The 25,955-nt window shown below is 68.8% G+C and carries 22 protein-coding genes, 1 tRNA gene and 1 other RNA gene; 9 read left to right on the forward strand and 15 right to left on the reverse strand.

Translation table 11 applies throughout. From position 1 onward, the window contains the following. Positions 1–28 precede the first annotated feature (28 nt). Entirely contained in the window at positions 29–520 is a 492-nt protein-coding gene (locus tag ACPW96_RS14855; RefSeq protein WP_425884000.1) for a hypothetical protein, read from the forward strand. Positions 521–523: 3 nt separating this feature from the next. Here the strand turns inward: ACPW96_RS14855 and ACPW96_RS14860 are convergent, their stop codons facing one another. The 8 genes from ACPW96_RS14860 to ffs all read right to left on the reverse strand — a co-directional run bounded on the left by ACPW96_RS14860 (position 524) and on the right by ffs (position 11,426). Further along, on the reverse strand, positions 524–1,453 hold the full coding sequence (locus tag ACPW96_RS14860; protein WP_425820794.1) for a DMT family transporter: 930 nt from the start codon (positions 1,451–1,453) through the stop codon (positions 524–526). After that, entirely contained in the window at positions 1,453–2,046 is a 594-nt protein-coding gene (gene recR / locus ACPW96_RS14865; RefSeq protein ID WP_425820793.1) for a recombination mediator RecR, read from the reverse strand. Before recR ends, ACPW96_RS14860 begins: the two co-directional genes overlap by 1 nt. Positions 2,047–2,048: 2 nt before the next feature. Beyond that, positions 2,049–4,286 carry a DNA polymerase III subunit gamma and tau gene (locus tag ACPW96_RS14870; protein ID WP_425884002.1) on the reverse strand — a complete coding sequence of 746 codons (2,238 nt, stop codon included), beginning with the start codon at positions 4,284–4,286 and terminating at the stop codon, positions 2,049–2,051. A gap of 104 nt (positions 4,287–4,390) precedes the next feature. Then, positions 4,391–6,916 (reverse strand): glycoside hydrolase family 65 protein, encoded by a 2,526-nt coding sequence (locus tag ACPW96_RS14875; RefSeq protein ID WP_425820791.1) that lies wholly within the window; start codon positions 6,914–6,916, stop codon positions 4,391–4,393. A 31-nt stretch (positions 6,917–6,947) separates the two neighbouring features. After that, positions 6,948–7,679, reverse strand: coding sequence for an HAD family hydrolase (locus ACPW96_RS14880; RefSeq protein ID WP_425820790.1), 732 nt, complete (start codon positions 7,677–7,679; stop codon positions 6,948–6,950). A 198-nt stretch (positions 7,680–7,877) separates the two neighbouring features. Next, entirely contained in the window at positions 7,878–9,128 is a 1,251-nt protein-coding gene (locus tag ACPW96_RS14885) for an acetate/propionate family kinase (protein ID WP_425884004.1), read from the reverse strand. 2 nt (positions 9,129–9,130) lie between these two features. After that, the gene (gene pta, locus ACPW96_RS14890) at positions 9,131–11,266 is read right to left on the reverse strand and encodes a phosphate acetyltransferase (RefSeq protein ID WP_425884006.1); all 2,136 of its coding nucleotides are present in this window, start codon (positions 11,264–11,266) and stop codon (positions 9,131–9,133) included. 63 nt (positions 11,267–11,329) lie between these two features. Beyond that, positions 11,330–11,426: signal recognition particle sRNA small type (gene ffs / locus ACPW96_RS14895), an RNA gene on the reverse strand. 209 nt (positions 11,427–11,635) lie between these two features. Between ffs and ACPW96_RS14900 the strand changes: the two genes are divergently transcribed. The 4 genes from ACPW96_RS14900 (at position 11,636) to ACPW96_RS14915 (ending at position 16,226) form a co-directional block, all read left to right on the forward strand. Further along, the gene (locus tag ACPW96_RS14900) at positions 11,636–12,619 is read left to right on the forward strand and encodes an AAA family ATPase (protein ID WP_425821064.1); all 984 of its coding nucleotides are present in this window, start codon (positions 11,636–11,638) and stop codon (positions 12,617–12,619) included. Beyond that, positions 12,616–13,854 carry a DUF58 domain-containing protein gene (locus ACPW96_RS14905; RefSeq protein WP_425820787.1) on the forward strand — a complete coding sequence of 413 codons (1,239 nt, stop codon included), beginning with the start codon at positions 12,616–12,618 and terminating at the stop codon, positions 13,852–13,854. Before ACPW96_RS14900 ends, ACPW96_RS14905 begins: the two co-directional genes overlap by 4 nt. After that, entirely contained in the window at positions 13,841–16,117 is a 2,277-nt protein-coding gene (locus ACPW96_RS14910) for a transglutaminaseTgpA domain-containing protein (RefSeq protein WP_425884008.1), read from the forward strand. Before ACPW96_RS14905 ends, ACPW96_RS14910 begins: the two co-directional genes overlap by 14 nt. 24 nt (positions 16,118–16,141) lie before the next feature. Further along, a tRNA-Ser gene (locus ACPW96_RS14915) sits at positions 16,142–16,226 on the forward strand. A 388-nt stretch (positions 16,227–16,614) separates the two neighbouring features. On the opposite strand, the gene ACPW96_RS14920 is transcribed toward ACPW96_RS14915, so the two are convergent. Together ACPW96_RS14920 and ACPW96_RS14925 are read right to left on the reverse strand one after the other, a co-directional pair. Further along, the gene (locus ACPW96_RS14920; protein ID WP_425884010.1) at positions 16,615–17,850 is read right to left on the reverse strand and encodes a tyrosine-type recombinase/integrase; all 1,236 of its coding nucleotides are present in this window, start codon (positions 17,848–17,850) and stop codon (positions 16,615–16,617) included. Between the two features lie 10 nt (positions 17,851–17,860). Continuing rightward, the gene (locus ACPW96_RS14925) at positions 17,861–18,442 is read right to left on the reverse strand and encodes a hypothetical protein (RefSeq protein WP_425884012.1); all 582 of its coding nucleotides are present in this window, start codon (positions 18,440–18,442) and stop codon (positions 17,861–17,863) included. 128 nt (positions 18,443–18,570) lie between these two features. On the opposite strand from ACPW96_RS14925, the gene ACPW96_RS14930 reads away from it, so the two are divergent. Beyond that, positions 18,571–18,750 carry an excisionase family DNA-binding protein gene (locus tag ACPW96_RS14930; protein WP_425884013.1) on the forward strand — a complete coding sequence of 60 codons (180 nt, stop codon included), beginning with the start codon at positions 18,571–18,573 and terminating at the stop codon, positions 18,748–18,750. 19 nt (positions 18,751–18,769) lie between these two features. Next, positions 18,770–19,483: a hypothetical protein gene (locus ACPW96_RS14935; RefSeq protein WP_425884014.1), complete on the forward strand. Its 714-nt coding sequence runs from the start codon at positions 18,770–18,772 to the stop codon at positions 19,481–19,483. A 208-nt stretch (positions 19,484–19,691) separates the two neighbouring features. Here ACPW96_RS14935 and ACPW96_RS14940 read toward each other — a convergent pair whose 3' ends face one another. The 5 genes from ACPW96_RS14940 to ACPW96_RS14960 form a co-directional block, all read right to left on the reverse strand. Continuing rightward, complete coding sequence (locus tag ACPW96_RS14940; protein WP_425884015.1) at positions 19,692–20,333, reverse strand: DUF1345 domain-containing protein; 642 nt, start codon at positions 20,331–20,333, stop codon at positions 19,692–19,694. Positions 20,334–20,437: 104 nt separating this feature from the next. Next, on the reverse strand, positions 20,438–20,995 hold the full coding sequence (locus tag ACPW96_RS14945; protein WP_425884017.1) for a type 1 glutamine amidotransferase domain-containing protein: 558 nt from the start codon (positions 20,993–20,995) through the stop codon (positions 20,438–20,440). Continuing rightward, on the reverse strand, positions 20,995–22,155 hold the full coding sequence (locus ACPW96_RS14950; protein WP_425884018.1) for a glutathione-independent formaldehyde dehydrogenase: 1,161 nt from the start codon (positions 22,153–22,155) through the stop codon (positions 20,995–20,997). Before ACPW96_RS14950 ends, ACPW96_RS14945 begins: the two co-directional genes overlap by 1 nt. 131 nt (positions 22,156–22,286) lie before the next feature. Beyond that, complete coding sequence (locus ACPW96_RS14955) at positions 22,287–23,456, reverse strand: zinc-dependent alcohol dehydrogenase (RefSeq protein WP_425884020.1); 1,170 nt, start codon at positions 23,454–23,456, stop codon at positions 22,287–22,289. Further along, positions 23,453–23,920 carry a hypothetical protein gene (locus ACPW96_RS14960; RefSeq protein WP_425884021.1) on the reverse strand — a complete coding sequence of 156 codons (468 nt, stop codon included), beginning with the start codon at positions 23,918–23,920 and terminating at the stop codon, positions 23,453–23,455. The genes ACPW96_RS14955 and ACPW96_RS14960 overlap by 4 nt, the downstream gene beginning before the upstream one ends. Positions 23,921–24,325: 405 nt before the next feature. Here ACPW96_RS14960 and ACPW96_RS14965 point away from each other — a divergent pair, with 405 nt between their 5' ends. Together ACPW96_RS14965 and ACPW96_RS14970 are read left to right on the forward strand one after the other, a co-directional pair. Beyond that, the gene (locus ACPW96_RS14965; protein WP_425884023.1) at positions 24,326–25,024 is read left to right on the forward strand and encodes a TMEM175 family protein; all 699 of its coding nucleotides are present in this window, start codon (positions 24,326–24,328) and stop codon (positions 25,022–25,024) included. Between the two features lie 381 nt (positions 25,025–25,405). Next, the gene (locus ACPW96_RS14970; RefSeq protein WP_425884025.1) at positions 25,406–25,786 is read left to right on the forward strand and encodes a hypothetical protein; all 381 of its coding nucleotides are present in this window, start codon (positions 25,406–25,408) and stop codon (positions 25,784–25,786) included. Positions 25,787–25,955 lie beyond the last annotated feature (169 nt).

Here is a 25,955-nt window from a genome sequence, read left to right on the forward strand (position 1 = left end):
CCATGACCGCCGCCGCTAGAGTGCAGCCATGGATGCCGGGCTCGAGCAGTGGACCGACTTCAATGTGGCGATGCTCGGCGCCACGGCGGCGCTGGCGGGCCTCGTGATCGTCGCGGCGAGCGTCAACATCCGCGAAATCATCACGTCCGGCACGCTGACGCCGCGACTCGCGGCGGGGATCTCGGCACTGGTCCTCGCCCTGATCGTCTCGGGCATGGCCCTCGTCCCCGAGATCGACCCCGTGTGGTTCGGCGGGCTGATCATCTTCGCGACGGCCGTCGCGGGGGCATTCCAGCTCAATGCGACGCGCGTGATCGCGCGGGACCCCGCCACGGAGGATCGGGCCCGGGTCGCCAAGTCGGTGGCCGGGTTCCTGCCCATCGCCGCCTACCTCGCCGCGGGCGTGCTCTTGGTCGCAGGTCAGCCCGGCGGACTGATCATGGCGGCGGCCGGCGCGCTTCTTGCGATCGTGTCGGCGATCCTGATCTCGTGGATCGTGCTCGTCGAAGTGCTGCGCTGAACCTCAGCCGGGTGCGATCGGTGGCACGCCCTCCGGTGCGCGCCGCACGCGCAGACCGCCCGTCGCCGCCAGCCAGCAGCCTGCCAGCACGATCGGGAAGCCGAGCAGCAGCGCCGGACTCAGGTCCTCGCCCAGCACGATCACGCCGAGCGCGATCGCAACGATCGGATTGACGTAGGTGAACAGCGGCGCCCGGGCGGGTCCCACCCTGCCGATCAACGCGAAGAATGCGATGAATGCGACCGCCGTGCAGAGCACGCCGAGCAGCACGACGGCGACGGTGGCCTCGACGCTCGGAGTGGGATGAGGGGTGAGCAGCGCGATCGGAAGATAGAAGATCCCCACGGCGGCGAGCGAGATGGTGATGGTGCCGAGTGCCGGAACCGCGCCGAGCTTGCGGGCCACGATGAACGGCGCGATCGCGTAGCAGATCGCCACCAGGAGCACCTCCCCGATCGCGACCAGCCCGGCGCCGCCGTCGATCCCGAGCCCCGGTCCGACCACGATGATGGCGACACCCAAGAACCCGATGACCAGGCCGGCGAGGCGCGCGGGCTTGAGCGACTCCCGGTCTCCGCGGGTGAATGCGAAGAGTGCGGCGAACAGCGGAACCGTCGCGACCAGCAGACCGGTCAGTCCGGAAGGCAGAGTCTGCTCTGCATGGCCGAGAAGCAGGAACGGACCCGCCATCTCGAGAGCGGCGAAGGCCAGCACCCATCGCCATTTCTCGATCGCGGGCCGGAGCGCTTCCTGACGCAGGGCGAACGGCAGGAGCAGCAGCGCTCCGATGAGCGTGCGGCCGCTCACGATGGCGGCGGGCGAGTACGACTCGACGGCGACCTTGATGAACAGGTACGGCACCCCCCACAGCAGCGCCATGGCGGAGAAGAGCAGCCAGGCACGCGTGTCGTACCGTTGCAGCACGGTGGTCATCAGACGGTACGGCGGCCTTCGAACGCCCGGCCCAGCGTCACCTCGTCGGCATACTCGAGGTCGCCACCCACGGGAAGGCCGGATGCGAGGCGGGTGACCCGGATCTCGAGGGTGGTCAGCAGGCGGCTGAGGTAGGTGGCCGTCGCTTCGCCCTCGAGGTTCGGGTTGGTGGCGAGGATGACCTCCTGCACGGTGCCGTCGGCGAGGCGGTGCATCAGAGAGGTGATCCGCAGGTCGTCGGGGCCGACGCCGGCGATCGGGCTGATCGCGCCACCGAGCACGTGATACAGACCACGGAACTCCCGGGTCCGCTCGATCGCCGCCACGTCCTTGGCGTCCTCCACGACGCAGATCAGGGTCGCGTTGCGACGCGGATCGCGACAGATCGCACATCGCGTCTGCTCCGAGACGTTGCCGCAGATCTCACAGAACCGCACCTTCTCACGCACCTCGGCCAGCAGCTGGGCAAGGTGCGAGACGTCGAAGGAGGGCGTCTGCAGGATGTGGAACGTGATGCGCTGCGCCGACTTCGGGCCGATCCCGGGCAGGCGACCGAACTCGTCGATCAGGTCTTGGACGATGCCGTCGTACATGCCTAGTTGAACCTCGTCGGCGGCTCGTACGGCTCTTCGCGTACGAAGCGCGCGCCGAGCACCTGTCGGACGACGGGCTCGCCGTATCGCTGCACGCCCGCGGACCGGGCCGCCGCCTTCTGCACCTCGCGGATCGCCGCGGGCGCGGGTGCGGCAGGGCCGAGGGCGTCCACATCCGGTTCGTCGCGGTCCTCTTCCGGCAGCGGTTCGAGCTCGTCCGGGATGACCTCGCCCTCCCGCTCGGGCGCCAGGGTGGCCACGCGCGCCGGCGCGGGCGCGGGTGCCGCGTCTTCCGGTTCGTCGTCGACGGCGAACTGGCCGACCGCGGACGGCCCGGCGGCGGTATCGGTGTCGGTGGGGATCGTGGCGACCGCCCATTCCGTCACGGAGGCCGTGCTGGCCGCGGTGACGGACCGGCCGGGATGCGGCGGCGTCTCCATCACCGGGGTCCGTGGGGCGGCCGATCGGCGAGGGGCATCGGCCGGCGGCGACGCATCCCCACCGACCGGAGGGGCTTCGGGCGCGGATGCGTCCGTCGCGTCGGAGTCGTGCCGGGCGAGGTATTTCACCCGCACCCCGAGCACGCCGAGGATCGCGTTGCGCAGATCTTCGCTGACACCCTGACCCCCGGTGAGCTGCCGGAACTTCGCGACGTCGCTCTGACTCTGGAACGCGAGGGTCAGCACATCGGCCTCGAACGCGAGCACTCGTGCGTTGCTCGCCACGAGCCACGATGGCCGGCTGATGTCTTCGAGCCGGGCGAGCACCTCGGGCCACGCGTCGCGCAGCCGCTGCACGGTGACCGGCGCGGTGGGGGCGGGCATGCGGGTGGAAGCCGGTGGATGCGTTGCGGCGGGCTCGGCCGCAGTCGGTGTCGACGCTTCGACAGGCTCAGCGACCGGAGTGGGGGCGGCGGGGGCCGGGGCGGGGATCGGTGCCGGCGTTGCGAGTCGGGCAGTGGCAGCCGGGGGTGCGAGAGCCGAAGCGGGAACAGCGGCCGAGCTCGCAGCGGCCGAGCTCGCAGCGGCCGAGCTCGCAGCGGCCGAGCTCGCAGCGGCCGAGCTCGCAGCGGCTGGGCTCGCAGCGGCCGAGCTCGCAGCGGCCGGGCTCGCAGCGGCCGAGCTTGCGGCGGCGGGGCCACCTGCAGAAGCGAGCACGCGGGCGACCATGAGCTCGAGCTGCAGCCTGGGCGAGGTCGCGCCGGTCATGGCATCGAGCGCGGCGCTGACCAGGTCGGCGGTGCGCGAGAGGCGTTCGGACCCGAAGATGTTCGCCTGCCGGGACATGCGCTCGAGTTCATCGGCCGGGACGCCGCGCAGCACGGCGGCGGCGCCCTGCCCGGTCGCGGCGATGACGATGAGGTCGCGCAGGCGCTCGAGCAGGTCGTCGACGAACCGCCGCGGGTCCTGCCCCGTCTGGACCACGCGGTCCACCGCCTGGAAGGCCTCGGAGGCATCGCCCGACGAGAACGCGTCGACGACCTCGCCGAGCAGCTCCGCGTGCGTGTAGCCCAGCAGGGAGACGGCCCGCTCGTAGGCGACGACGTCGCCCTCCGACCCCGCGATCAGCTGGTCGAGCAGCGACAGCGTGTCGCGCGGGGACCCGCCCCCGGCCCGCACGACGAGCGGCAGCACACCCGGCTCGACCGTCACGCCCTCGGCCTCGCAGAGCGAGGCGACGTACTCGAGCATGGCCGCCGGCGGCACCAGGCGGAACGGGTAGTGGTGGGTGCGCGAGCGGATGGTGCCGAGCACCTTGTCGGGCTCGGTCGTCGCGAAGATGAACTTGATGTGCGGCGGGGGCTCTTCGACGAGCTTCAGCAGGGCGTTGAAGCCCTGCGGCGTCACCATGTGCGCCTCGTCGAGGATGAAGATCTTGAACCGGTCGCGCGCCGGCGCGAAGATCGCGCGCTCCCTCAGGTCACGGGCATCGTCGACGCCGTTGTGGCTGGCCGCGTCGATCTCGACGACATCGAGGGAGCCCCCGCCGTCCCGCGAGAGCTCGACGCAGCTGTCGCAGGTGCCGCACGGGGTGTCGGTCGGGCCTTCCGCGCAGTTCAGGCAGCGGGCCAGGATGCGGGCCGACGTCGTCTTGCCGCATCCGCGAGGGCCGGAGAACAGGTAGGCGTGACCCACACGATCGGCGCGCAGCGCCGTCATGAGAGGCTCGGTGACCTGCGCCTGACCGATCATCTCGCCGAAGGATTCCGGCCGATACCGGCGATACAGGGCTGTGGTCACGCACCCAGCCTAGAGCGTGCCTCCGACACCGTTCTCCGGCGGACGGAAACGGCCCCCCGGCAACCGGCAACCGGTCGGCACGCGCCGCCTCAGCGGCATCCGATTCAGCTGTCGGCGCCGACCGTCGCGTCCGATCCCGCGATCAGCATCGAGTCCGTGATGACCGGGATCGCCGCCGTCACCGTGGGGACGGATGCCGTCAGCAGCGTGCCGTCGTCCCTCCGGATGTCGGCCCACTGCCGCAGCGACGGACGCCCCGGCCGAACCGGCCCTTGACCCCTGAGCGGGGCCACCGCGTCCTTGCCGGGCGAGGCGGTGTACGAGACACCCCGCACCTCGAATGTCACCGGGTCGCCGGACGGGACACGGGCGGTCAGCGCTTCACGGGTGATCGAGACGTGCAGCGGGGACCCGTGCCAGTGCAGCGTGAACGAGAGTTCGGGCCAGTCCGCCGGAAGACGAGGATCGAAGGTGAGATCGCCGAAGTGATCCCGCATCCCGCCGAAGCCGGCGACGAGCGCGGTCCACACCCCGCCCGCCGACGCGACATGCACCCCGTCGGCGGCGTTGTGATGGAGGTCCGCGAGGTCGACGAAGATCGACTTCTGGAAGTACTCGAGCGCGAGGTCCTGATATCCGACCTCGGCCGCGAGGATGGACTGCACCACCGCCGACAGCGTCGAGTCGCCCGTGGTCAGCGGGTCGTAGTAGTCGAAGTCGGCGAGCTTCTCCTCCGCCGTGAAGTGGTTGCCCTGCAGGTAGAGCGCCAGCACGACATCCGCCTGCTTCAGCACCTGGAACCGGTAGATGACGAGCGGGTGGAAGTGCAGCAGCAGCGGACGCTGCTCCTTCGGCGTGTGCTCGAGGTCCCAGACCTCCCGCTCGAGGAAGAGCGAATCCTGCGGGTGGATGCCGAAGGCCGGGCTGTAGGGAATGTGCATCGCCTCGGCGGCACGCTCCCACGCCTCGGGCTCTGCCGGATCGAGGCCGACCCGCTCGACCATGTGCCGGTACGACTCGGGCGCGTCCGTCGCCATGTCGCGCACGACGTGCGCGGCGAAGCGCAGGTTGAAGCGCGCCATGACGTTCGTGAACAGGTTGTCGTTGACGACGGTCGTGTACTCGTCCGGACCGGTCACGCCGTGGATGTGGAAGGTCTCCTCGCCGTCGCTCTGCCGCCAGAACCCGAGAGTGGACCAGAGGCGGGCCGTCTCGACGGCCACATCGATGCCCTCGCGGTAGAGGAATTCGACATCCCCGGTGGCTCGCACGTACTTGGCCAGCGCGAAGCTCACGTCGGCGTTGATGTGGTACTGCGCCGTGCCCGCCGCGTAGTACGCGGATGCCTCTTCTCCGTTGATCGTGCGCCACGGGAAGAGAGCCCCCGCCTCGTTCAGCTGCCGAGCCCGGCGGCGCGCGGCGGGCAGCATGAGCGTGCGCATCCGAAGCGCGTTCCGCGCCCAGAGCGGCGTCGTGTAGGTGAGGAACGGGAGCACGTAGATCTCGGTGTCCCAGAAGTAGTGCCCGCTGTAGCCGGAGCCGGACACGCCCTTCGCGGGGACGCCGGCGCCGTCGGCCCTCGCCGCCGCCTGGGCGAGCTGGAACAGGCACCAGCGGGTCGCCTGCTGCAGGTCGTCGTGGCCGCCGATGCAGACGTCAGAGCGCTCCCAGAAGCCGCGCAGCCACGCGCGCTGCTTCTCGTACTGGGCCTCGACGCCCTCCGCCTCCGCACGGTCGAGCGTGCGGCGGCAGCGGTCCACGAGCTCGCGGGCGGGCACGCCGCGGGACGTGTGGTAGCTCACCACCTTGCTGAGACGGATCGGGACGCCGGCCTTCGCCTGGATGCGGAAGACGTTCTTCGCGATGTCGGGCTCGATCAGGCTGCGGGCGTTGTACTGGTTCTCGGTCTCGATGAGGTGATCCGCCACGACGGCGATCGTCATCCCGGAATCGTTGACGCGGTAGCTGAGGGCGGAGCGCGTGCCGTCCTGCCAGTACTCCTCCGGCTGCAGCACCCGCTCGGCGATCCGCTCGGCCTTGCGGGGGTCGAACCCGCCCTTCTTCGTCGCGTTCGGGGTGCCGCCGTAGACGTCCTCGCCGTCCTGCCGGTTCAGCAGCTGACAGTTGATCGTGACGGGGGCATCGGCGTTCAGCACGGTGACCTCGAGGCGCATCACCGTCAGGTGCTTCTCCTCGAACGACACGAGCCGGTCGTAGTCGATCTGCACCTCCTTGCCGCTCGGGGTGCACCAGTGGATGCGCCGGCGCAGGACGCCGTCGCGCATGTCGAGCTCCCGCTCGTAGGAGCGCACGTCGGCGACGTCGAGCGAGAGCGGCTCGTCGTCGACGTAGACCCGCATGACCTTGGCGTCGGGCGCGTTGACGATGGTCTGCCCGACCTCCGCGAAGCCGTAGGCCTGCTCCGCGTGCCGGATCGGCCAGGTCTCGTGGAAGCCGTTGATGAAGGTGCCCTGCTCGTGCGCCTGGCGGCCCTCCGGGTGATTTCCCCTCAGACCCAGGTAGCCGTTCCCCACCGAGAAGAGCGTCTCGGTGACGCCGGCATCGTCGAACGAGTACCGGGTCTCGATGAGACGCCACGGGTCGACGGGAAAGCGATCGCGATCGATCATTCGGTGCCTTACTGATTCAGGATTCGGAAGTTCAGTGGACGAAGGCCGACAGGTCGTCGACGACGACGTGGGCACCCGCTTCTCGGAGCGCCTCCGCGCCGACGCCGCGATCGACGCCGACGACGAGGCCGAAGCCGCCCGCTGCGGCGGAGGCGACGCCGCTGATGGCGTCTTCGACCGCGGCGCTGCGCGCCGGATCCACGCCCAGCATCCGCGCCGCCTCGACGAAGACGTCCGGCGCGGGCTTGGACGGCAGGTCGTCCCGCTCGGCGACGACCCCGTCCATCACGACGGGGAATCGGTCGCGCAGTCCCGCGACCGCCAGCACCTCTTCGGCGTTCTTCGAGCTGGAGACGACGGCGATCGGGGTTCCGGTGGCCGACAGCTGGTCGAGCAGCGCCAGCGACCCGGGGTAGGGCTGCATCCCCTCCGCGCGCAGCACGCGCGAGAAGACGATGTTCTTGCGGTTGCCGATGCCGCAGATCGTGTCGGCCTCCGGGGAATCCGATGGGTCTCCCCACGGCACCTCGACGTCGCGGCTGCGCAGCAGGCTCGCGACACCGTCGTAGCGCTTCTTGCCGTCGACGTAGTCGAAGTAGTCCTGATCGCTGTACGGCGGCGTGATGTCCCATGCCTCGAAGAGCTCGTCGAACATCGTCTTCCAGGCGTGCATGTGCACCTCGGCCGTCGGCGTCAGCACGCCGTCGAGGTCGAAGAGCACGCCTTCGTACGATGCGAGGTCGGGCAGGGCGTCGTCGGTCACGTAACCTCCGGGTGTCCGTCAGCGTTGGGCGAGGGCGGCGGGTGCCGCTGGGTGGAAGGAGGACATCGGCTCACCGTCGGGCCTGGGCCGGCGACGTGCACGGATCGCCGCCGCCATCGATCAAGCGTAGTGCGGGCGCACGGGCGGGTCGACCGTCACCGGGCACATGCACACGCAAGTTTCCTGGGCGTTTCGCCGTCAGGCGTTCGCGGCCGCAAGCGCCTGACGCGCGATCTCCAGTTCTTCGTTCGTCGGCACGACCAGCACGCTGACTTTCGAGGCATCCGTCGAGATGGTGCGGATGCCGCGGGCCGGCGTCTCGTTGCGCTCCGCATCGATCTCCACTCCTGCGAAGCCGAGCGTCTCGAGCGCCGCCGCGCGCACCGCCGGAGTGTTCTCGCCCACACCTGCGGTGAAGGAGATCACGTCCACGCCGCCCAGCTGGGCGAGGTAGGCGCCCGCGTAGCTCCGTAGCCGGTGGACGTACACCTCGAAGGCGAGCATCGCCCTGCCGTCCCCGCGCTGGATGGCCGTGCGGATGTCCCGGTAGTCGGAGTACCCGCTGATGCCCAGCAGTCCGCTGCGCTTGTTGAGCAGGTCATCGAGGTCGTCGATCGTCATCCCCGCCCGCCGGGCGAGGTGGAAGAGCACGGCAGGATCGATGTCGCCGGAGCGGGTGCCCATCACGAGGCCCTCGAGGGGGGTGAGGCCCATCGAGGTCTCGACCGAGCGGCCGCCGTCCACAGCGGTGACCGACGCGCCGTTGCCCAGGTGGAAGACGATCTGCTTGAGCTCCCCCAGCGGTCGGCCGAGGTAGGCGGCCGCCTCTTCCGACACGAACTTGTGGGAGGTTCCGTGGAACCCGTAGCGGCGGATGCGGTGGGTCTCAGCGAGCTCGGCGTCGATGGCGTACGTGTAGGCCGCCGGGGGCAGGGTCTGGTGGAACGCCGTGTCGAACACCGCGACATGCGGCACCGAGGGGAACGCTTTCCTCGCCGCGACGATCCCCTCGAGATTGGCCGGGTTGTGCAGCGGCGCGAGGACCGACAGCTCGTCGATGTTGATCTCGACCAGCGGGGTCACGATCGTCGGCTCGAAGAACCGGGCGCCGCCGTGCACCACCCGGTGCCCCACGGCGACGGGCGGATGCTCGGCGAGCGACGGACCGTTCTCGGCGAAGGCGTCGAGCATGACCTGGAATCCCGCCGTGTGATCGGGGATCGGCACCTCGCGGGTGTACGTCGCGTCGAGCATCGTCGGCGCCGGTGCGGGGCCGCCCTCCGTCGCGGAGCCTGCCGATGGTGCGAACACGGTGTGCTGCGACATCCCTCCCGTCGGTGCCCCGATCCGCTCGACGAGGCCGGTCGCCAGCACACGCTCGGTCTCGACCTCGAGCAGCTGGTACTTGAAGGAGGACGATCCGCTGTTGACGACGAGGACGATCGACATGGCTAGGCGTCCTGCGCCTGGATCGCGGTGATCGCCACGGTGTTCACGATGTCATCGACGAGCGCGCCGCGGGAGAGGTCGTTGATGGGTTTGTTGAGGCCCTGCAGCACCGGCCCGATCGCCACCGCCCCCGCGGAGCGCTGCACCGCCTTGTAGGTGTTGTTGCCCGTGTTGAGGTCGGGGAAGATGAACACCGTCGCGCGACCGGCGACGGAGGACCCGGGCATCTTCGCGGCGGCGACGGCGGCGTCCGCCGCGGCGTCGTATTGGATCGGGCCCTCGACGAGAAGCTCGGGTGCCCTCTCTCGCACGAGGGCGGTTGCGACGCGCACCTTCTCGACGTCGGCGCCCGAGCCGGACTCCCCCGTCGAGTACGAGAGCATGGCGATGCGCGGCTCGATGCCGAACTGGGACGCGGTGGCGGCGGAGGAGACCGCGATGTCTGCGAGCTGGTCGCTCGTGGGGTCGGGGATCACGGCGCAGTCGCCGTAGACGAGCACCCGGTCGGCGAGGGCCATCAGGAACACGGACGAGACGACCGAGACCCCCGGCTTGGTCTTGATGATCTCGAACGCGGGCCGGATGGTGTGCGCGGTCGTGTGCGCAGCCCCCGACACCATGCCGTCGGCCAGTCCCATGTGCACCATGAGGGTGCCGAAATACGAGACATCCGTCACCGCGTCTGCCGCTTGCGCGTAGGTGACGCCCTTGTGTGCGCGCAGCCGTTCGTACTCCCGGGCGAATCGGTCGACGTGGACGGGATCGAACGGGCTCAGGATGCGGGCGTCGCGGATGTCGATGCCGAGTTCGATCGCGCGGCTGCGGACCTCGATGTCCTCACCGAGGATCGTGAGCTCGGCGACGCCGCGCGAGAGCAGGGTGGCGGCGGCTCGCAGGATGCGGTCGTCATCGCCCTCGGGCAGCACGATGTGGCGCCGCTGGGCACGGGCTCGTTCGATCAGCCCGTACTCGAACATCAGAGGTGTGACGACGGTCGCCCGGGCGACGCCCAGCGACACCGTCAGCTCCTCGGTGTCGACGTAACGCTCGAACATCGCGAGCGCCGTGTCATAGCGGCGCTGCGAGTCCGCGGCGAGGCGCCCCCGCGTGTTCATGACCCGGACGGCGGTCTCGTAGGTCCCCAAGTCGGTCGTGATGATCGGCACGTTCGAGCCCAGCCCGTCGATCAGGCGGTCGATGGACTCCGGGAGCGGGAACGGGCCGTTCAGCACGATCCCGGCGATCGACGGGAAGGTTCCGGAGGAATTCGCGAGGAGCGTGGCGAGCAGCACCTCGGTGCGGTCGGCGGGGATGATGACCACCGCGCCCTCGGTGAGGCGGGGAAGGACATTGACCATGGACATGCCGGCCACGACCACCCCCAGGGCCTCACGGGTGAGCAGTTCGGGATCGCCCTTGATGAGCGTCCCCTCGACCGAGCGCAGGATGCCGCGGATGGAGGGGGCGACGAGGAAGCGGTCCTCCGGGAGCGCCCAGACGGGCACGACCCGGCCGCGCCCGGCGGCTCCCTCGGCGGCGTCGACCGAGTTGCGGATCGCGGCGACGATTCCCGCGAGGTCTTCGGGGTCGGCGCGATTGGCGACCACGGCGAACAGCTGTGCGCGGCCGTGCGCGAGTTCGGTGAGTGCGAGGTCTGAGATCTGGCCCATCTCCGCGGCCGTGCGCGCGGTGCTGGTGCCCAGCTGCTCGCCCCGGCCCTGCAGCGCGCGGCCGCCGAGCACGAGCAGCACGGGAGCTCCGAGGTTCGCGGCGATGCGAGCGTTGTAGGCCAGCTCGGCCGGGCTGCCGACATCCGTGTAGTCACTGCCGACGATGACGACGGCGTCGCAGCGAGCCTCGACCGCCTTGTAGCGACGCACGATGGTCGCGAGCGCCGCCTCCGGATCTGCGCGGACGTCGTCGTAGGTGACACCGACGCAATCCTCGTACGGCAGATCGACGCCGTCGTGGGCCAGCAGCATCTCGAGCACGTAGTCCGGCTCGGCGGTGGAGCGGGCGATCGCCCGGAAGACTCCGACGCGGGGCGTTGCGCGCGAGAGGGTGTCGAGCACGCCCAGAGCGATCGTGGACTTGCCCGAGTGTCCTTCGGCCGACGTGATGAAGATGCTCTGCGCCACCGGTTCAGCCTACGGGGCGAGGTCGCCGGCACGGCGGTCGGAGCTTCGATGCGTCCCCGGGAATGGAAAGACTCTCCGCGCACCCGGCAGAGCCTGGTTACCCTTGCTACGTTTCCGTCCTGGGGGAGTTGGCCTGGATACCGCCGCGCGGAGAGCTGAGAGCAGTCTAACAAGGGCCGACGGGACATTCGAATCCGCTCCCGCACCCATACGGGATCAGGCACTTCCCAGGAGCCGACTCGTCCCGCGCGGGATACGATCGAAGAACTGGGGCGAGGTCGCCCTTCACGACGGATGCGAGGGGGTCGCATGAAGCAGGCCGCGATGACGGATGCGGCGGCTCCCGCTTCAGGGACGACCGCGACTCTCATGTCGCCCGGGGAGATGAACGGTCAGCGTTTCGAGCGCGCGATCAGCGGCATCCTCGACTCCATCGGCAAGGTGATCGACGGCAAGCCGGAGGCCGTGCGCAGCGCGGTCGTCACCCTCCTCGCCGAGGGCCACCTGCTCATCGAAGACGTGCCGGGCGTCGGCAAGACCATGCTCGCCCGCGCCCTCGCCGCAACCATCGACGCCACCGTTCGTCGCATCCAGTTCACGCCCGACCTGCTGCCGGGAGACGTCACCGGGGTCAGTGTGTTCAATCCCGTTGATCGCGAGTTCGAGTTCAAGGCCGGCGCGATCTTCGCGCACATCGTGATCGCCGACGAGATCAACCGCTCATCCCCCAAGACCCAGTCGGCGCTGCTCGAGGCCATGGAGGAGGGTCAGGTCACGGTCGACGGCCAGACGCACCTGCTGCCGGAGCCTTTCCTCGTCGTGGCGACCCAGAACCCGCTCGAGATGGAGGGGACGTACGCCCTCCCCGAGGCGCAGCGCGATCGCTTCATGATGCGCATCTCGATGGGCTACCCGGATGCTCGGAGCGAGGCCCTCATGCTTCGGCAGCGGGACACCGTCAACCCCCTCGAGCAGGTGGAGCCGGTGGTCACGGCCGCCGTCGTGTCGGACCTGATCGCCCACGCCCGGGCGGTGCACGTCTCCCCCGCGATCGAGGACTACGCCGTCGCCCTTTCGCAGGCGACCAGGACGCATCCGGACCTCCGGCTCGGGGCGAGCCCACGGGCGACGCTGCAGCTGGTCCGCGCCGCCAAGGTGTGGGCGGCACTGGACGGCCGCGCCTTCGTCATCCCCGATGACATCGCCGCGCTGCTCATCCCCGTCTTCTCGCACCGCCTCATTCCCACCCGCGCGGCGGTCGGCTCGCGGGCCCGCGGAGCGGGAGACACCGTGCCCGCCATCCTCGAGCGGATCGCCGCAACCGTCCGCGTGCCACTCGCCGCACGGCCATGAGACACATCTGGCCCCTCACGATCCGGGGAACCGGAGCCGTCGTGCTGGGCATCGCGTGCTTCATCCTCGCCGGCGAACTCGCCCTCCCTGTGCTGACGTACTTCGCGCTGCTGCTCTTCGTCGTCGTCGGCGTGAGCGTCGCATCCCTGTATTCGATGAAGCGGGGCGCGAGCGTCACCCGCGCCCTGTCGACGGATGTCGCGACCGTCGGCCGGGAGTCCACCGTGACCGCCTCCGCCGGCCTGCGCTCGGCCCTGCCCGTTCCGCCGGGGCTCTGGTCCGATGGGCTGCCGAAGGCCCTCTCGGGCGAAGCGCACGGCACCTTCCCCGCACTTTCATCCGGACTGAGCGGCGGGGAGCGCTCCGTAGAGCTCTCGTACCGGATCACCGGGGTGTCCCGCGGCGTCCACGCGATCGGCCCCCTGACGATCACCTCGACCGACCCCTTCGGCTTCGCGCGGCGCCGGCTCGTTCTCGGCAGCCGCACGCCGGTCACGATCGTCCCCTCGGTCGCCGAGCTGCCGCCGCTCTCCAGCGCGGCGGGAGAGGTCGGCGGTTCACTGCACTCCGCGACCACCCAGCTCGGGCAGGGCGCGGACAACCTCATCGCGCGGCCGTATGCACCCGGCGATTCCATGCGCCGCATCCACTGGCGTGCGACCGCGCACCGCGATCAGCTCATGGTCCGCCAGGAGGAGCAGGAGTCGACGCCGGAGGCGACCGTCGTGCTCGACCGCGGGGTGCTCCGGTGGTCGAACGACGCCCTGCGGGCACCGGGCACCGATCCGGCGTTCGAAGCGGCCGTCTCGGCCTGCGTGTCGGTGACCGCGCGGCTCGCCAAGGAGGGCTACACCGTCGAGGTGATCGACAGCGACGGCACCGCGCTCTCCGATCCGCTCGACGGGGATGCGGACATCGACACGCTGCTCGCCCGCTTCGCGACGGTCACCGCACGCCGCGACGATCACCTGGCCCGGCTGACGGCGCTGTTCGCCGGCGTGACGACCGGTCCCGTCATCTTGATCGTCGGGCGGCTGGACCCCCAGGACGCCGAGGCCCTCGCGCCGCTGGCGCACCACTCGACGCTTCCGATCCTGCTCGCGGCCGCACCGCGCGCGGGAGCGCTCGAGCGGGCCACCGAAGCCGGCTGGCGCTGCGCCGAGCTCGAGGCAGACGGAGATCTCGCCAACGTCTGGTCTCGAGTCGGACGGGGGTCGAACCGTGTCTTCGCGTGAGGCCGTCGCCCCGGTGCGCCGCGGACCCGACGTCGCCCTGACGATCGGCGCCGCTCTCACCCTGCTCGCCGCGCTCATCCCTCTGCTGCGCGTCGTGGCGCCGGGATGGTGGTTCGCGGGGACGCTGCTGATGGTGGCGCTCATCTTCGCCGCGGGGTACGTCGCACGTCGGTTCGCTCTGCCCGCTGTCGCCGTGACGCTCATCGAGGCCGGAGTCTGGCTCGTGCTGCTCACGCTCATGTTCGGGCGCAGCACCGCTCTGCTCGGCGTGATCCCGACGCCGGCGACCTTCCGCAGCGTTCCTCCGCTGCTCGAGGCGGCGGCGCAGGAGATCGCGCTCGGAGCGGCCCCGCTGGCCGCCGGCGTACCGCTCTCGTTCATGACCATCGCGGCCGTCGGCGTGCTCGCGATGGTCATCGATCACGTCGTGCTCACCGCGCGGATGCCGCTGCTCGCGGCCGTCGGGCTGATCGCCGTCTCGCTCATTCCGGCGATCGCCGTGCCCGGTGAGGTGGAGGTCACGTCATTCGTCCTGCTGGCCGCCGGCATCCTGTTCCTGCTGCGCGCGGAGACGCGCACGCGGGAGGCCGGTCGCGTGCAGTCGAGCACCGCCCCGAGCGGCGTCTCGGCCGTCGCATCCGGCATCGGCGCGATCGCGGTCGTCGTCGCCATAGCGGCCACGCCGCTGCTTCCGGTGGCGGAGGCGCAGCCGGGTGCCGGCTTCGCGCCGCGCGGCAATTCCATCGATCCATCGCTCGAGCTGGGCAGCGATCTGCGCCAGCCCAGGGAATCGGAGGTGCTGCGTGTGCGCACCGACGCCTCCACCACCCCCTATCTGCGTGCCGCGACGCTGTCGGAGTTCACCGGACGCGTCTGGCTTCCCGACGTCGGCGGCACGACGCCGCTGGAAGACGGGCTCGAAGAAGTCGACGTGAACGATGACGTGCGGGTCACCGAGTACACGACCTCCGTCGAGATCGTCGACCTGACCAGTCGCTGGCTGCCCATCTCGTATCCGGCGGTCCAGGTCGACGGGCTCGAGGGCACCTGGGCGGCGATGATGGAGAACCGCACCGTCGTCAGCGAGGAGTTCGCGTCGAACAGGCAGACCTACGAGGTCGTGACGCATCTCCCGCGCCCGACGCTCGAGCAGGTCCGTGGCGCCGAGGCGGGGCTGGGCATCGCACCGGATCACACCAAATCCGTCCCCGCGCAGGTGCCGGCCATCGTCGTCGACCTCGCCCGCCAAGTGACCGCGGGCACCACCACCGACTACGACGCGCTCGTCGCCCTGCAGCGCTGGTTCCGCGGCGGCGAGTTCACGTACTCCCTCGACGCGCCCGTCGACGACTCGTTCGACGGCACGGGGCTGCAGGCGATGGCGGAGTTCCTCGAAGTGAAGTCCGGATACTGCGTCCACTTCGCATCGACCTTCGCCCTGATGGCGCGCGTGCTCGAGATGCCCTCGCGTGTCGTCGTCGGATACCTGCCCGGCACATCGACGGGAGAATCGGTCGACGGCGAGACCGTGTTCTCCGTCATGAGCTCGCAGCTGCACGCATGGCCGGAGGTGCACTTCGAGGGAATCGGCTGGGTGCCCTTCGAGCCGACGACCGGGCTGGGGGTCCCGACCACCTTCGCCCCGGCATCCGTACCGGTGACGCCCGACGGCACCGACGTCGAGCCCCAGAACGCGGACGGCGCCACCCCCGCGCCCACCTCATCGATCCCTCCCGGCGAGCCGGGCGGTCCGCCGCTGGTCGGCTCCTCGGGCGTCGAGGCGGCCCCGTTCGATCCACTGCCGATTCTCGCCGCCGCGCTCGTCATCGCCCTGCTGCTGGCCGTCCCCGGAGTGTTCCGCGAGGTGCGCAGGCGCACCCAGATCGCCGCGGCGCGCGCCGGTGACGCCGGCGCCGCGTGGCGGGAGCTGCAGGAGACCGCGCTCGACATGGGCATCGCGGTTCCGGCGAGCGAGAGTCCGCGCGCGCTCGGGAAACGGCTGGTGAGCGCACACGGCGCACCGCCGGATGCCGTCGCCGCACTCGTCGAGGGCATCGAGCGATCGAGCTACGCGCGCAACGGCAATCACCAGTTCGGCCACGGTCCGCAGCTCGCGGATGCCGCCATCGCCGCCCGCGTCGGAATGATGACGGCGGCCGACGGTCGTCACCGCCTGCTCGCGATCGCCGCACCTCGCTCACTCCTCATCCGCCCCGGCTCGGTCTACGCCGATGGTTCGATGACCCCCGCCGCATCGAGATAGGATGACGGAGGCTCTTTGAGCCGTGGAGGATTCGCCTAGTGGCCTATGGCGCACGCTTGGAAAGCGTGTTGAGTGAAAGCTCTCAGGGGTTCGAATCCCCTATCCTCCGCTCCCCCGATCCCAGTGTCTGCAAGGGATCGCGCGCGACTTCGAATTGCGTGGCACACCTACTGGCACAGTTAAGGCCGATTTCGGCCCTCTGAGAGGCCCGTTTTCCGCGTTTTCATGCGGGCTGGAAGCGAGCCTGTTGCGACATGGCGGCGTCATGACACAACAGGCGCTAGCGGTTTTCGGACATGCCACGACCGTGTCGCATGAGAGCGCGCCTTCTCCGAGCCGAAAGTGTAGCGATCGAGCGTGGCTGCGTTCCAGGCTTTCGCGGCATAGCCTCGGCCCTCCGCTTCGCTCCGGGCCTGCGGTATTCCACGTCCCGGAACTCCACCCCACTCGGTCGCTGGTTCGGCGGATGTCGGAGCAGGCGATAACTGCCTAGGGTCTTAGGTCGCCGTCAGGGCCGTCCCACCGGCGGGCGTCGGCGCGAGCAGCTGGCCAACCAGATCGGCGGCACCACGTTGCAGGGTACGCACCGCGTGCGAGTACGTGTTGAGCGTGGTCTGGATGTCGGCATGGCCAAGCTGCTCGGAGACGATCTTCGGGTGGACGCCGGCACGCAGCAGCAGAGTGGCGTGCGTGTGCCGCAACTCGTGAAGATGCAGCCGGTCGAGGTCGGGATGCGCGTCTCCGGCTTTGTTGACCCGCTCACGCCACTGCCTCGAGAACTGCGTCGGGTTGTGCGGCCGCCCATAGCGGTTGCAGAAGATCAGCTGCTCGCCCCGCGCGAGCTCCGGCTCGACAGCACGCAGCAGATCCCGCTTGGTCCGCAACGCCTCCGCCAGCCGAGTGTCGATGTCAACGTTCCGCACCCGGCCACTCTTGGTCTGCCTGAAGTCGATGATCGGCTTCTTCCCGGCTTCCTTCACGTACGACATCGCGCGAGCGATCGTGATCACGTTGTTCTCGAGGTCTACGTCCTTCCAGCGCAAGCCGAGGATCTCCCCGCGGCGCATTCCAGTACCGAGCAAGGTGAGCCAGGCCAGCCACAGATAGTCGCCGGTGGACTCGGACCACTCCAGGAACAGTCGTGCGTCCTCCGCAGACCACGTCATCATCTCGGGTGGCGCCGCCTCGATCTTCGTCGGCGGAGACGCCCGCTTAGCGGGGTTCAGCCGGATCAATCCATCCTCGAGCGCATGCTGCAGGACTTGCGAGACGAGGACGTGCACGTGGCGGACGGTGGCCGGCCCCAGCGGATCGCCGACGTGTCCGCGGTCCTTCCGGCCGTTCCTCTCGAGCTGTCGGTAGTAGCGGTTGAGCTGATCCTTCGTGATGTCGCTCAGAGGCGTACGGCCGAGCGGGCTGGCCTCGACGTGCACGCGGTAGTGCTTCCGGTACCCGGCGAGCGTTGTCGCACGCACGCGGAGACCGTCGAAGTACTTCTGCGCGTAGACGTTCAAAGTCTCGCGCGTGACCTCCACGTGACTCCCCCGCCGGATGTCGACCTGCACCTCGGCCAGTGCTTCCCGCGCCTCGCGCTCCGTCTCAAATCCGCGGCGGAACCGACGAACAAACTCTCCATCCGGTCGAACGACCCAGTAGGCGATGCGGAACCGCGTCTCGTCGGACGGTGTGGCGTAGGGCGAGACCGTTCCCTCGTGGTTGACACGTCGAGCCATGACTCGCCCTTCAGTGGATGGACGGTCCGCTCGCGGCAGCCCTATCGGTGACCGGGCCCGTCGCGTCCGCGTCGGGAAGCCGTAGCCCCGCGGCAAGGCCGTCAACGCGCGCACGGTTCATCAGACGCGTCGCCGTGCTCTGACTCACGCCTAGGCAATCGGCGACCGCCTTAAGTGGCGGCAAGTTGACCGCAACGGCGAGGCGATACGTGGTCGCTGCATCCGCCACATTCTGCTCGGCCGTCCGGCCCGTTCGCTTCCGCATCCGATCAAGGTACGCCGCCCCCGACGGTGCGGAATCGGACCCATCGGCGACCGTGGAAACCATGAGGCCCGTGGCCTGCAGCACAGCCTGCACGCGCACCTCGCGGAGGGTCAGGCTCGTCACCTCGTCGCCCTCTCCCCCACGAGCCACTGTCACCAGGTCCGCCGCACTGCGCCCGAGCTTCGGATCGAAGACCACCTGAACCTGGATCGCCCCTGGCACTCCGGGCTCGCCTCGGAGAACTCCCGTCCACCGGCGAGGGACGCTCACGCCGTTACCCAGCTGGATGCGCTCGGGGCTGACGTCGGTCGTCTCCAGCTTCACCATGCCGCCAGTATCTCAGGCCGTCAAACGCTGAACAAGGCATGACATGACGCATTCTTGACACATATGGCTCACACTCGTGCTACCGTGTGGGCTATCGCTGACATAGGTGGCTCAGGAAGGGGCGGATCATGAACCGGTCAGAGAACTCATTGGCACTCACATACAAGGACGCAGCTGTGCTCGTTGGCGTCGAGTACCGAACGATCAGGGCGGGAGTGGAACGCGGCACGATCCCCACCATTCAGCTCGGGCCACGTCGGATGATTCCCCGCGCCGGCCTGCTGAGGGCCTTCGGCGTCGAATCCTGATCAAGCCGAATTCGACATCGTGGTCGACGCCCGGCTCCCCGCCGAGTGGCTGGGAAGCATCCGCATCGACGACCTCAGCGATCGTGCGTTCCGGATCCTCGCCGGCGCCCTCATGTGGTGCAACGGCCAGGGAACCGACGGATCGATACCCGCTCGCTACACGCGGTACCTCCATCCCGACGGCAACGACCAAGCCGCATTCGACGAGCTCGAGAAAGCGGGCATTTGGACGCGGGTGGACGACGGCTACTTCCTGGACGGCTGGTCGACTGATCTGAGGCAGTCGACTGCGGCAGAAGTAGAGCGTTACCGAGAGTCGTCACGACTGCGACAGAAGGCATACCGCGACCGACGTCGAGTTGGAGTAGCGACCGCAGCCCCCTCGCCTCCCGACTACCCGATGAGTACGCGTGACGTTACGCGTGATCCGACGCATGACGTGACGAATGACGTGACGGCGAACGTAGGCTCAGGCTCCCTAATTGGTCCAGAGAAGAGAAGCGCCTACGCGACGCGCAACGTCACGCGTAACGCGGACTCCCCCTTCTGCCGGAAACACCCCGCCGGCACCCCAGAGCCCTGCGGTGCGTGCGCGCGCGCCCGGCTGGCGCTGGCAGCCCGCCACAGCACCATCGCCGGACTCGGGTGGGACTGCTCGAGCGACGGCCACAAGCTCGTGGTCGACGGGACCTGTGCAGTGTGCGACCATCGTCCACTTTCGCATCTGCCCTGATGCGACCGCCGCTGCCCAGCGCAGATTAGACCATGTACGCAGTGTGACGGTCATCATGCGGCGACCGCTGACGGATCCCTACCTGGGCGTCGGCTGGCGATTGTTGCAACAGTCCGCAGAGGGGGCGCTCACCGATTGCGTTGCGGCGTCACCGCACGGGAGCTCCTGCCGCAGTGAGGTCTGCGAGATGGGCGCCGACGCGTACGGCTCAGCCCTGTCCGAGGTTCGTTACGAGGTTGATGGAGACTGCGATCAGGACCGTGCCGAAGAAGAACGACAGGAGTGCGTGGAAGAGGGCTTTGCGACGGATTTCGCTGTTGACGGGTTCGACCTCTGGCGCGGCGTACGACATTCCGATGGTGAAGGCGAAGTAGGCGAAGTCGCTGTAGGTGGGGTCCGCCTCCTCCTTGGTGTCGAACCCGTCGCGGCCCTGATCGACGTAGTACATGCGCGCATACTTCAGCGCGTAGACCGTGTTGACGAGCGCCCAGGCCACCATCGTGCCGGCGACACCCAGGATGACGAGCGCCACCGACAACGCATTTCCGCTTTGCTGGCGGGACTCGATGAGTGCGAGCACCACGGCGACGATGCTTGCGATGCACGCCGCGACAATCGCATTGTCGGTCACGTGAGAGTCCGACTCCTCTCGAGCGACTCGTTGGGTGCCGGGTGAATCCAGCCGCCACAGCATCCGCCATACCCATACGAGGGCGATGATGCCGGCAGTGCACCATCCGGCGAGGGGTGCCAATGCGGGCGAAGCCGCTAAGGCCGCGATCGCGCCCGCCAGAGCACCGGCCCCGACGCAGATTAGGGCGCGGCGGGTCGAAAGGACCCGATCGTTCATGATGCTCCTCAGTTGGGTGGTCGTGTGCGCGCCCGTGCCGCCGGCATCGCTGCAAGGCATGCGATCCCAGCGGCAGGGCGCGAGTTGTCGGCAGGCGGTTGGACTCAGGCCGGCTGCCGCTCCTTCGCGAACTCCTGGACGATTCGTTCGCATAATGCGTCGAGGTCATCAGGTGATCGGCTGGTGGTGAGGGCGCCGTCGGTGACGACCGGTTCGTCGACGGTCTCCGCTCCGGCGTTGCGCAGGTCGGTGCGGAGGCTTGGCCAGGAGGTCAGGCGGCGGCCGCGCACCCGGTCCGCCTCCAGGAGCGTCCACGGCCCGTGGCAGATCGCGGCAACGGGTTTGCCCGAATCCACGAAGTCGCGGACGAACGCGATGGCGGTGGGGTCCATCCGGAGTTTGTCCGGGTTGACCGTCCCGCCGGGGAGCAGGAGTGCGTCGAACTCGTCAGGTGTGGCGTCGCCGACGCGCCGGTCCACGGGGAAGGTGCCGGCGTCCTCCAGGTCGCTGTTGCGTGCGGCGATCTTCCCGTCCTTGATGGAGAGGAGCGTCGTCTCCCCGCCTTCCCGATCGAGGGCCTGCCGTGGCTGCTCGAGCTCGACCCGCTCGACCCCGTCGGCGGCCAGGATGGCGACCCGGCGCCCGTTCAGCGCGCCGGCCATCACGACCCCGCCAGCGCGAGATCGGGGTGCAGGACCACTTTGGTCCAACCGTCGTCGCGGTTGTCGAAGTGCTCGTAGGCTTCCGGTGCCTCATCGAGCGACAGTTCGTGACTCACGATCCAGGACGGCGTCGCCTTACCGCCTGCGATGAGGTCGCGCAGTTGGCGGTTGTAGCGCTTGACCGGGCACTGCCCGCTGCCGAGCTTCTGCCCGCGGAACCAGAACTCGCCGAAGTCGAACGCGACTTTGCCTTGTTTGGCCAGTACATCGGGGGCTCCTGGATCCTGCGGGATGAACACCCCGACCACACCGATCTCACCGGTGAAGCGAACCGACTTGACCAGGCGGTTCAACGTCAGGGTGGGGTCCTCGTTCCCGTCGGGATCGTGTGCCTGGTAGCCGACGCATTCGCAGCCGTTGTCGGCCCCGAGTCCCATGGTCATCTCGTTCACCGCCTCGACCGGGTCGACCCGTGAGTCGTCGATCGGGATCGCCCCGATCTCCTCCGCCTTCTTCAGCCGGTCGGGATGCCGGTCGACCACCATGACTTTGCCGGCGCCCTTGAGGATCGCGGAGTAGGCGGCCATGCATCCCACCGGCCCTGCCCCGTAGATGACCGTCTGGTCGCCGGGCTTCACGTTGGCGAGTTCGGTGGCGTGGTATCCCGTCGGGAAGATGTCGGCGAGCATTACGTAGTCGGTCTGCTTCTCCTCGGCATCCTCTCCCAATCGCAGGCAGTTGAAGTCGCCCCACGGCACGCGTAGCAGTTCCGCCTGGCCGCCGGCCCACGGGCCCATGTCGGCGAAGCCGTAGGCGGCGCCCGCCCACTCCTGCTTGGGCTGGGCGGTGAGGCAGTAGTTGGTGTAGCCGCGTTCACAGTTCTTGCAGTGGCCGCAGGCCACATTGAACGGAAGCACGACGTAGTCGCCGACCTTCACCTTGTCGACTCCGTCGCCGGTTTCTATGACCTGACCCATGTTCTCGTGGCCGAACCAGCGGCCGGTCTCGAAGTCGGTCCTGCCCTCGTACATGTGCAGGTCCGAGCCGCAGATGTTCGTTGTCGTGATCCGAACGAGGACGTCGGTCGGCCGCTCGATGCGGGCATCGGGCACGTCGGTGACGGTGACCTTGCGTGGACCTTCGTAGACGACAGCTCTCATTTCCTTACCTTTCGTCGTTGCTGATCGATGAAGGGATGCCCGCGACAAGGCGGCGGGCATCCGTGATCTCCAGTTCTCTCCGGGGCGACCTCCTCTCCGGGGAATGGTGCAAGAGGTGGGTCCGGCGTCGCTCAGGGCGCGAAGACGGCGCGTACGCAGCCGTCCTGCTTCTCCTTGAACATCTCGTAGCCCTGGGGTCCGTCATCCAACGGCATGACGTGGGTTGCGAGGTGCTCGGTGACGAGTTCGTCGCGGGCCATGCGCTCGAGCAGCATCGGGATGTAGCGGTGCCCGTGCTGCTGCGCGGAGCGGAGCGTGAGTCCCTTGTTCATGATCGGGCCGAGCGGGAACTTGTCGACGAATCCGCCGAAGACGCCGAGGACGAAGACACTGCCGCCCTTGCGTGCGGCGAAGATCGCCTCCCGCACGGCGGTGGGCCGGTCGGTCTGCAGTCGCAGCTGCTGCTTGACCTGGTCGTAGGCGAAGTCGATCCGGTCGGAGTGGGCCTCCATCCCGACGGCCTCGATGCAGACATCCGGTCCCCGGCCTCCGGTGAGCTCGCGCAGCTCCGCGAGCACCTCGCTCGTCTCGTAGTTCATCGTCTCCGCGCCGATCACGCTCTCCACCTGGGCGAGGCGCTCCTGGAACCGGTCGATGACGATGACCCGTTCCGCGCCGAGCAGGATCGCGCCGCGCGCCGCCATTTGACCGACGCCGCCGGCCCCCCAGACGGCGACCGTGTCGCCCGGTTTCACGCCGCCCAGGTCCGCGCCCATCCATCCCGTGGGGGCGGCGTCGGAGGCGAACAGCGCCCGCTCGTTGCTCACGCCTTCGGGTACCGAGAAGGCGCCTTGGTCGGCGTACGGCACGCGGATGTACTCCGCGTGACTGCCGGCCCACCCGCCCAGGGCGTGGGAGTAGCCGTAGCAGCCTCCGGGCGCCTGACCCCAGAGAGCTTCCGGGATGCCGGCGTTGGGGTTGCCGTTGTCGCACAGGGAGTACAGCTCGTTGCGGCAGTACCAGCACTTTCCGCAGCTGATGAACGAGCACACCACCACCCGGTCGCCGATCTGATGCTTCGTCACGGCGGACCCGGTCTCGACGACCTCGCCGAGGAACTCGTGACCCAGCACGTCTCCGGCGCGCATCGTGGGCACATAACCGCCGAGCAGGTGAAGGTCGGACCCGCACGATGTGGTCAGGATGACCCGCACGATGATGTCCTGAGCGTTCAGGATCTGAGGGTCATCGACGTTTTCGACCGCGAGCTTGTTCACTCCGGTCCAGCACAGAGCCTTCACAGCACACCCTCGCCCTTCGCCTCATCCTCGGCCTTGTCTACGGCCGCCCCGAGCAGCGTGGTCGGCCGGTGGCCGTGCGGCCGGGGAGTCGCCCGCAGGATCTCGCCCGTCTCGAACAGCTGTTTCGCGTCGCGCAACGCGGCTCGCAGAGCCTGATCCGGGTCCTCGTCGCCCACGACCGGCTTGAGATCCGCACCGTCGCGAACGCGGGCATGCACTTCGAATCCCTTATCGGCCGGCGCGTCCTTGAGGCGGACCTCCAGCACGTCCGCCATTCGTCGCAATGGTTCGGGATAGCCGTTCTGGGTGAAGGCCGTAGCGTCCCCGAGGATCGTGACCGCCTTCCAGCCCTCCGGATGCCGGCCATCCCCGTCCGTATCGTGCTTCTTCCGGACTAGTGACCTGGTCACCAGCCCCACGGCAACGCCGGCCGCCCCGACAGCGACCGCTGTTTTCACGCCCATCTTTCCTCCTTCAGGTAAGAGGGCGACGTCCTCCCAAAGACGCCCTCGGGATCGAGTCCGGTCATCGTTGTCGCACCCCCTCGATCGACGGAGGGGGGTTCCCACGCGCCGGCGATGGGAGGACAATGCGGTCCCGCGGCCAAGCCGTCTTCCAGGGCGGGACGGGACCCTGCTTCGGCCGCCCTTACGACGCAGTGCCGAGCCGTGCGGGCGGGCGGGGCGCGCGAATTTTCCTCTGGTCGTGCGGGCCTGTAAAGTCCCTCCGCTGTCCGTCAGAGGGCGTCCATGATCGCATCCACTGGAGCAAGTCGATGGCGCCGCCGGCGAACCGGCGGCAGCTGTTGGCTCTCAGGTCGACCATCGGCTGTGTCGCAGACGGGCGTCGACGAGAGGATCGGGGACCACATGCGACAGCGGAAGAGCAGCGCAACGCGCTCGGACCCGAGCCGCGCGGTGGCTTTCAGCGACGCCATCATCGCGATCGTCATCACGCTCCTCGTCCTCGATCTCAGGCCACCGGAACATGAACCCGGGGGCCTGCTGAAGGCGCTGCTGAACGAGTGGCCGACCTATCTGGCGTACGCGGCCTCGTACATTTATCTGGCGGTGATCTGGCTGAACCACAAGGCCGCCTTCACGCGAATCCGCGAGATGGACCGCGGCCTGCAATGGGCCAACCTTGGCATCCTCGCGACGCTTGCACTGGTGCCCTGGCCCACCGCGGTGATCGCCGAAACCGCCAGGACGGGGAATCTGACGGATGAGCGCGTCGCGGTGGCGCTCTACGCGCTCGTCGGGGCGCTGCTGTGCCTCTCATGGCTGGTGTTCTTCTCGCACCTGGCGCGCCATCCAGACCTCACCACGGACGAAGTGGACGACTCGTACTTCGCGCGCGAGCGCCCCCGTGCCCTCATCGGGGTGGTGCTGTACTTGGCGGCCGGACTCGCCGGCGTCCTGATCCACCCGCTGGTGGCGTCGGTCGTCTTCCTCCTGCTGCCTGTCTTCTACGGCATCACCAGTCACGGATTCGACCAGCGACCTTCCCTCCTCCGCGGCACCAACGACGACAACTTCGGGAGCGATCGCCTACCGGGAGGCGGCTGAACGATCGCTCCCGAACGCCCGCCAGGAGAATCACGCCCGGGGCTTTTCGCGACCCGGCTGAAGCGCCTGGCGGTGTCCGCGTGGGGGTCCTCAGCCGGGCCGCCCCCCGAATCGCATCGCGTCGGCGCGGTGTGTGCTGCCGTTGCCGGCTCAAGCCTCGGTAAACCCGAACGTGCAAATGCCCCGAAGCGGCTGCTCCTACGAACGTCGAGGCTCGCAGCCAAGGACGACTCGCAGCTGACCTAGAGAACGTCGCTCGCGAACTCAACGAGTCGCAACCCAGGACCAACGGAGAAGAGAAAAGCGCAATGCACGCAGGCACTTTCCAGTGGGGCGTCGCGATCCCTTGTCGGAGTGAGGGTTGCGTGACAACCTGGTTACATGGCTCGCGGGCGTCGAGATGCCAAGCGCCAGGCGACGCAAGCGAGGGAGGAATCGGACCGCCAGCGCGCGCTCGAGGACCGTCGTGCAGCAGAGGCCCGTGCCGCGCGCGAGCGTCAATTGATCAAGCGTTGGGGCAGCGCGCACGGTGCTCTGAACCGGCTTGGCTCGCTGTCCAAGGAGTTGGATCGCCTCCACCGCCAGGAAGCGAACCTCCTTGCGGAACGTGACGAACTCGTGAACGTCCTTCGCGCCAACGGGCAGACCTGGAGCGCGCTGAGCTCGCGCACCAACCTCAGCCGCCAGGCATTGATGAAGCGGATCGACCAAGCTTCAACTGATGGGGATGTGGCACCCGCGTCGGGCAGTTCGCAGGGCTGAGCGAGTCCGCAGAACGACCAGCTTGCGGGCGCTCGGTTCAGCGTCGTGTAGCGACAACGTGGACGGATTTCCTAGCGGGTGGTCATCTGGTGCCAGGGCTCATTGACGAGAGCGTCCCGCAATTTCGATCGAACCCTGCCAAAAACGAGCCGGCCGGTTCAGCCGCTCC

It is taken from the genome of Micromonospora sp. DT81.3, assembly GCF_049847225.1.
In the GTDB taxonomy this organism is placed as follows: Bacteria; Actinomycetota; Actinomycetes; order Actinomycetales; family Microbacteriaceae; genus Microbacterium.

Coding starts and splice junctions, on each gene's coding strand:
- ACPW96_RS14855 (WP_425884000.1), top strand. CDS start 29: ATGGATGCCGGGCTCGAGCAGTGGACCGACTTCAATGTGGCGATGCTC.
- ACPW96_RS14860 (WP_425820794.1), bottom strand. CDS start 1,453: ATGACCACCGTGCTGCAACGGTACGACACGCGTGCCTGGCTGCTCTTC.
- recR (WP_425820793.1), bottom strand. CDS start 2,046: ATGTACGACGGCATCGTCCAAGACCTGATCGACGAGTTCGGTCGCCTG.
- ACPW96_RS14875 (WP_425820791.1), bottom strand. CDS start 6,916: ATGATCGATCGCGATCGCTTTCCCGTCGACCCGTGGCGTCTCATCGAG.
- ACPW96_RS14885 (WP_425884004.1), bottom strand. CDS start 9,128: ATGTCGATCGTCCTCGTCGTCAACAGCGGATCGTCCTCCTTCAAGTAC.
- ACPW96_RS14900 (WP_425821064.1), top strand. CDS start 11,636: ATGTCGCCCGGGGAGATGAACGGTCAGCGTTTCGAGCGCGCGATCAGC.
- ACPW96_RS14905 (WP_425820787.1), top strand. CDS start 12,616: ATGAGACACATCTGGCCCCTCACGATCCGGGGAACCGGAGCCGTCGTG.
- ACPW96_RS14920 (WP_425884010.1), bottom strand. CDS start 17,850: ATGGCTCGACGTGTCAACCACGAGGGAACGGTCTCGCCCTACGCCACA.
- ACPW96_RS14925 (WP_425884012.1), bottom strand. CDS start 18,442: ATGGTGAAGCTGGAGACGACCGACGTCAGCCCCGAGCGCATCCAGCTG.
- ACPW96_RS14930 (WP_425884013.1), top strand. CDS start 18,571: ATGAACCGGTCAGAGAACTCATTGGCACTCACATACAAGGACGCAGCT.
- ACPW96_RS14940 (WP_425884015.1), bottom strand. CDS start 20,333: ATGAACGATCGGGTCCTTTCGACCCGCCGCGCCCTAATCTGCGTCGGG.
- ACPW96_RS14945 (WP_425884017.1), bottom strand. CDS start 20,995: ATGGCCGGCGCGCTGAACGGGCGCCGGGTCGCCATCCTGGCCGCCGAC.
- ACPW96_RS14950 (WP_425884018.1), bottom strand. CDS start 22,155: ATGAGAGCTGTCGTCTACGAAGGTCCACGCAAGGTCACCGTCACCGAC.
- ACPW96_RS14960 (WP_425884021.1), bottom strand. CDS start 23,920: ATGGGCGTGAAAACAGCGGTCGCTGTCGGGGCGGCCGGCGTTGCCGTG.
- ACPW96_RS14965 (WP_425884023.1), top strand. CDS start 24,326: ATGCGACAGCGGAAGAGCAGCGCAACGCGCTCGGACCCGAGCCGCGCG.
- ACPW96_RS14970 (WP_425884025.1), top strand. CDS start 25,406: ATGGCTCGCGGGCGTCGAGATGCCAAGCGCCAGGCGACGCAAGCGAGG.